Genomic DNA, 5,671 nt, shown 5'->3' with positions numbered 1-5,671 from the left:
CCGCGAACACCGGGAAACGACCGTACAGTTCACGACCCATCCCGGCCCGCTGCGAACCCTGACCCGAGAACAACACCGCAAGCGAACGCTCCACGGCACGACCCCGCGCCACCTCCACCGGACCACCCTCGGCACCCTCGGCACCCTCGGCACCCTCGGCACCCGCCAGCAGCACCGCCCGGTACTCGAAGGAAGAACGACCGGTGGCCAACGAGAGGCCGACGTCCAGCGGGTCGACTCCGGTGACGGATCCGATCCGGGAGAGCTGGGCGTCCAGGGCCTCGGGGGACTTCGCCGAGATCGGCCAGGCGGCGACCGGAGCCGGGACCGGCTCGGCCGCGGGCGCGGGCTCCTCGGTCGGCGGGGCCTGCTCGATGATGGTGTGCGCGTTGGTGCCGCTGATGCCGAAGGAGGACACGGCGGCACGGCGCGGGCGCCCGGTCTCGGGCCACTCGGTGGTCTCGGTCAGCAGGCGCACGTCGCCCTCGGTCCAGTCGACGTGGGTCGAGGGCCGGTCGATGTGCAGGGACCGGGGCAGTACGCCGTGCCGGATCGCCATGACGGTCTTGATGACGCCCGCGACACCGGCGGCGGCCTGCGCGTGGCCGATGTTGGACTTGATGGAGCCCAGCAGCAGCGGACGGCCCTCGGGCCGGTCCTGACCGTAGGTGGCCAGCAACGCCTGCGCCTCGATCGGGTCGCCGAGAGTGGTGCCGGTGCCGTGCGCCTCGACGGCGTCGACGTCGGAGGTGGTGAGTCCGGCGCCGGCCAGTGCCTGCCGGATCACCCGCTGCTGCGACGGGCCGTTGGGCGCGGTGAGCCCGTTGGACGCGCCGTCCTGGTTGACGGCGGAACCGCGCAGCACCGCGAGCACCGGGTGCCCCTTGCGCTGCGCGTCGGAGAGCCGTTCGACGACCAGCATGCCGACACCCTCGGACCAGCCGGTGCCGTCGGCCGCGTCGGCGAACGCCTTGCAGCGGCCGTCGCCGGCGAGACCGCCCTGCCGGGTGAAACCGGCGTACCCCATGGCGGTGGACATCACGGTGACGCCGCCCGCGAGCGCCAGGTCGGCCTCGCCCGAGCGCAGCGCGTGCGCGGCCCAGTGCAGGGCGACCAGCGAGGAGGAACAGGCGGTGTCGATGGTGACCGCCGGCCCCTCCAGGCCGAACGTGTAGGACAGGCGCCCGGAGATGACGCTGGTGGCGAGGCCGGTGGGGGCGTGACCCTCGGCGTCCTCGCGGGAGTTCATGACGAGGGTGGTGTAGTCCTGGCCGCTGGTGCCGACGAAGACGCCGGTCCGGCTGCCGCGCACGGTGGCGGGGTCGATACCGGCCCGCTCGAACGCCTCCCAGGACGTCTCCAGCAGAAGCCGCTGCTGCGGGTCCATGGCGAGCGCCTCGCGCGGCGAGATCCCGAAGAACCCGGCGTCGAAGTCGGCGACGTCGTAGAGGAATCCGCCCTCGGAGGTGGCGCTTCGGCCGTGGCCGCTCTCGCCGCCCCGCTGGAGAGTGTCGAGGTCCCAGCCGCGGTCCGTCGGGAAGGCGGAGATGCCCTCGTCGCCGTCCAGTACGAGCTGCCACAGCGCGTCGGGGGTGTCGACGCCGCCGGGCATCCGGCAGGCCATGCCCACGATGACGACCGGGTCCTCGGCGACGCCGGTGGCGACGACGGCCGGGCCGGAGGCGCCGGCCTTGCGCTCCTCGTCGAGGAGAGCGGAGACCAGGTGCTCGGCGAGGACCGTGGGGGTCGGGTAGTCGAAGACGAGAGTGGCGGGCAGCCGCAGTCCGGTGGCGGCGGTCAGCCGGTTGCGCAGCTCGACGGCGGTCAGCGAGTCGAAGCCGAGGTCGTGGAAGTCGCGATCGGCGTCAATGGCCTTGGTCGAGGTGTGGCCGAGGACCGGGGCGGCCTCGCCGCGGACCAGGTTGACGGCGAAGCGCAGCCGCTCCTCCTCGCGCAGGTCGAGGAGTTGACGGGTGACGGCGGCCGCGGTGCTCGCGCCGCCGACGGCGGTCGCGGCGGCGCGACGGGTGCCGCGCACCAGATTGCGCAGCAGCGGCGGGACCTCGCCCGGCATCCGGCTGTCGCCGGAGGCGCCGATCGGCACCAGGTACGGCTCGACGGAGACGGTGGCCGCGTCCCACAGGGCGAGGCCCTGCGCGACGGTGAGGGGCGGCGCGGCGGATGCCTGCATACGCCGCATCCCGGCTTCGGAGAGGGCGCCGGTCATGCCGGCGGTCTGCTCCCAAGCACCCCAGGCCAACGACAGACCCGGCAGACCCTCATCCGCACGGTGCTGAGCAAGCGTGTCGAGAACGACATTGGCCGCCGCATAACTGGCCTGACCAGCACTGCCCATCACACCGGAAACGGAGGAGAACATCACGAACGCGGCAAGATCGAGCTCACGGGTCAACTCGTGCAGATGCCAGGCCGCATCCACCTTCGGACGCAACACCGTCGCCAACCGCTCAGCAGTCAGCGCCGTCACCACACCATCGTCCAAAACACCCGCCGTGTGCACCACAGCCGTCAACGGATGCTCAACAGACACCGAACCCAGCAGCTCAACGACACTCTGCCGATCCGTCACATCACAGGCACGGACATCCACATGAGCACCGAACTCCGCAAGCTCGTCACGGAAAGCACCAACCCCCTCGGCAGACGGACCGCTGCGAGAGACCAGAAGCAGACGACGAACGCCCCGCTCCTGAACAAGGTGACGAGCCAACACACGCCCAAGACCACCCGTACCACCGGTGATCAGAACCGTGCCCTCAGGATTCCAACGCGCCGGCATCCTCAGCACGATCTTGCCAACGTGCCTGGCCTGACTCATGAAACGGAACGCCTCACGAGCCCGGCGCACATCCCACGTCTTCACCGGCAACGGCGACAACACACCCGCCGCAAACAAACCGACCAACTCGGACAGCAACTCACCCGTCCGATCAGGTCCGGCCTCACCGAGGTCGAAGGCGCGGTACTGGACATCGCCCGTGGAGTGGGGGTCGCGGATGTCGGTCTTGCCCATCTCCAGGAACCGGCCGCCGGGGGCGGTGATCCGCAACGACGCGTCCACGAACTCGCCCGCAAGCGCGTTCAACACCACGTCCATCGCCGGGAACTTGTCCGCGAAGGACAGGTCGCGCGAGGAGGCGATGTGCTCATCGTCGAGACCCAGGGCCCGCAACGCGTCCCACTTGCCCTCGCTCGCCGTCGCGTACACCTCGGCGCCCAGGTGACGCGCGAGCTGGATCGCGGCCATACCAACACCGCCGGCACCGGCGTGGACCAGCACCTTCTCCCCCGCCGACAACCCACCCAGATCACGAAGACCGTAGAGGGCGGTGAGGAACACCAGCGGCACAGAAGCCGCCACCTCATCCGTCCAGGACCCGGGCACACACGCCAGGAAACGCTCGTCGATGAGGGTCTCCGAGGCCAGACCGCCCGGCACCATACCCATCACACGGTCACCGACGGCGAGGCCGGTGACATCCGGACCGACCGCGGTCACGACACCCGTCGCCTCCGCGCCCAACAGACCGGCCTCACCCGGGTACATGCCGAGCGCGTTCAACACATCACGGAAGTTCAGTCCCGCAGCACGCACCTCAACACGGACCTCACGACCCGCCGGCTCCTCCCACACCTCCGGAGCAGGCACCAGGCCGAGCGCGTCGATGCTGCCGGGAGCCGAGCTGGCCAGACGCCACGACCCGTCAGCGGGCGGCAGCAGGGTCGACGCCGTCACCACGCGGTCGAGCCGTCCGACGAGGAGCGCCCCGTCACGGACGACGAACTGGCTGTCGCCACCCGCCAACAGGGCCGGCAGCTGGGGCAGTACGTCCTCGACACCGGCATCGCCGTCCAGGTCGAGAAGAGCGAAACGGGTGGGGTTCTCGGAGTGGGCAGCGCGGACCAGACCCCAGACCACGGAGGCGGCCAGGTCACCGATCCGGTCGTCAGCGCCGGCCCGTACGGCACGGCGGGTGACGAACACCAGGCGTGAGTCGGCGAACCGCTCCCCGTCCAGCCACTCCTGGACCAGGCCGAGGGCGTGCGCGGCGAGGTCCTGGGTGGCGGCGGGCAGATCGGTGTCCGAGAGGTCACCGGCAAGCGGCACACAGACAAGGTGCTCGTCGCCGGTGAGCCCGGCGAACGCGGCGGCGGGATCGGTGCCGACGGGTGCGGCGACCGAGACGTGCCGGACGGCCTCGGCGGCCGGGTCGGCCGGGGTCTCCGGCGCCGCCGTCCAGTCGAGGCGCAGAAGCGAGTCCAGCTCGGAGCGGCGGGCCGCGGGCGCGGCGCTCCTGGAGGGCACCCGCAGGACCAGCGATTCCGCCGACAGGACGGGGGCACCCTCGACGTCGACGGCGGCGATGGACACCGAGTCATCGCCGGTACGGGCGACCCGGAAGCGGACCACGGAGGCGCCGCCCGCGTGCAGCGACACCCCGGCCCACAGGAACGGCAACAGCTTGTGCTCGTCGTCGAGTCCGGCGAAGCCGACGGACTGGACGGCGGCGTCGAGCAGCGCCGGGTGCATCCCGTAGTAGCCGGCGTCGTCGGCCTGGGACGGCAGGGCCGCCTCCACGAACGCCTCGTCGCCGCGCTTCCACACGGCGCGGATGGTGCGGAAGACGGGCCCGTACTCGGTGCGGTCGTAGAAGCCCTCCAGGTCGACGGCGACCGCGCCCTTCGGCGGCCAGACGGACGCGTCGAGGACGGCGGTGACGGCACCGGAGGTCAGTACGCCCGCCGCGTGCTCGGTCCAGGTTGCGTCGGACGCGTCGGCGGACCGGGAGTAGAGGCGGACCGAGCGGGCGCCGCTCTCGTCGGGGGCACCCGCCCACACCTGGACGACCACGGCGGCGTCCTCGGGCAGGAGCAGCGGGGTGGCGAGGGTGAACTCCTCCACCCGGTCGCAGCCGACCTCGTCGGCGGCGCGCACGGCCAGTTCGAGGAAGCCGGTGGCGGGGAAGAGGACCAGGCCGCCGCCGACGGTGTGGTCGGCGAGCCACGGGTGAGTGGTGAGGGAGAGACGTCCGGTGAACAGGACGCCCTCGGAGCCGGCGAGCGCGGTGGCGGCGCCGAGCAGCGGGTGCTCGGCGGGACGGAGCCCGGCGCCGGTGACATCACCGGTGTGGGTGGCCGGACGCGGCCAGTACCGCTGGTGGTGGAAGGCGTAGGTGGGCAGCTCGACACGGCGGGCACCGGTGCCGTCGAAGCAGCGCGCCCAGTCGACGTCGACACCGGAAGTGTGGAGCTGGGCCAGCGCGGTGAGCAGCGCGGGCTCCTCCGCCCGGTCCTTGCGCAGCAGCGGCACGGACAGACCCTCGTCCAGGGTCTGCTGGGTGAGGGCGGTGAGGACTCCCCCGGGTCCGACCTCCAGGAACGCGTCGGCACCCGCGTCGGCGAGCGCACGCACCCCGTCCGCGAACCGCACGGTGCCGCGCACATGCTCCACCCAGTAGGCAGCCGTGCTCAGTTGACCCGGCTCGGCGAGAGCACCGGTGACATTGGAGACCACCGGAATCCTCGGCTCGGCGTACGTGAGCCCCTCGGCGACCTCGCGGAACGCGTCGAGCATCGGGTCCATCAGAGCCGAGTGGAAGGCGTGACTGACCGAGAGGCGCTGGGTCTTGCGGTCCTCGGCGGCGAACTC

The 5,671-nt window shown here is 71.8% G+C and carries 1 protein-coding gene; it reads right to left on the bottom strand.

All coding sequences use genetic code 11. From position 1 onward, the window contains the following. On the bottom strand, positions 1 to 5,671 hold a 5,671-nt coding region (locus tag MTQ01_RS24725), incomplete at both ends, for a type I polyketide synthase (protein ID WP_247493105.1).

This window comes from Streptomyces sp. XM4193 (assembly GCF_023072595.1).
Lineage (GTDB): Bacteria > Actinomycetota > Actinomycetes > Streptomycetales > Streptomycetaceae > Streptomyces.
The sequence above is the reverse complement of the archived record's forward strand: the minus strand, read 5'-3'. Positions and strand labels throughout refer to the sequence as shown.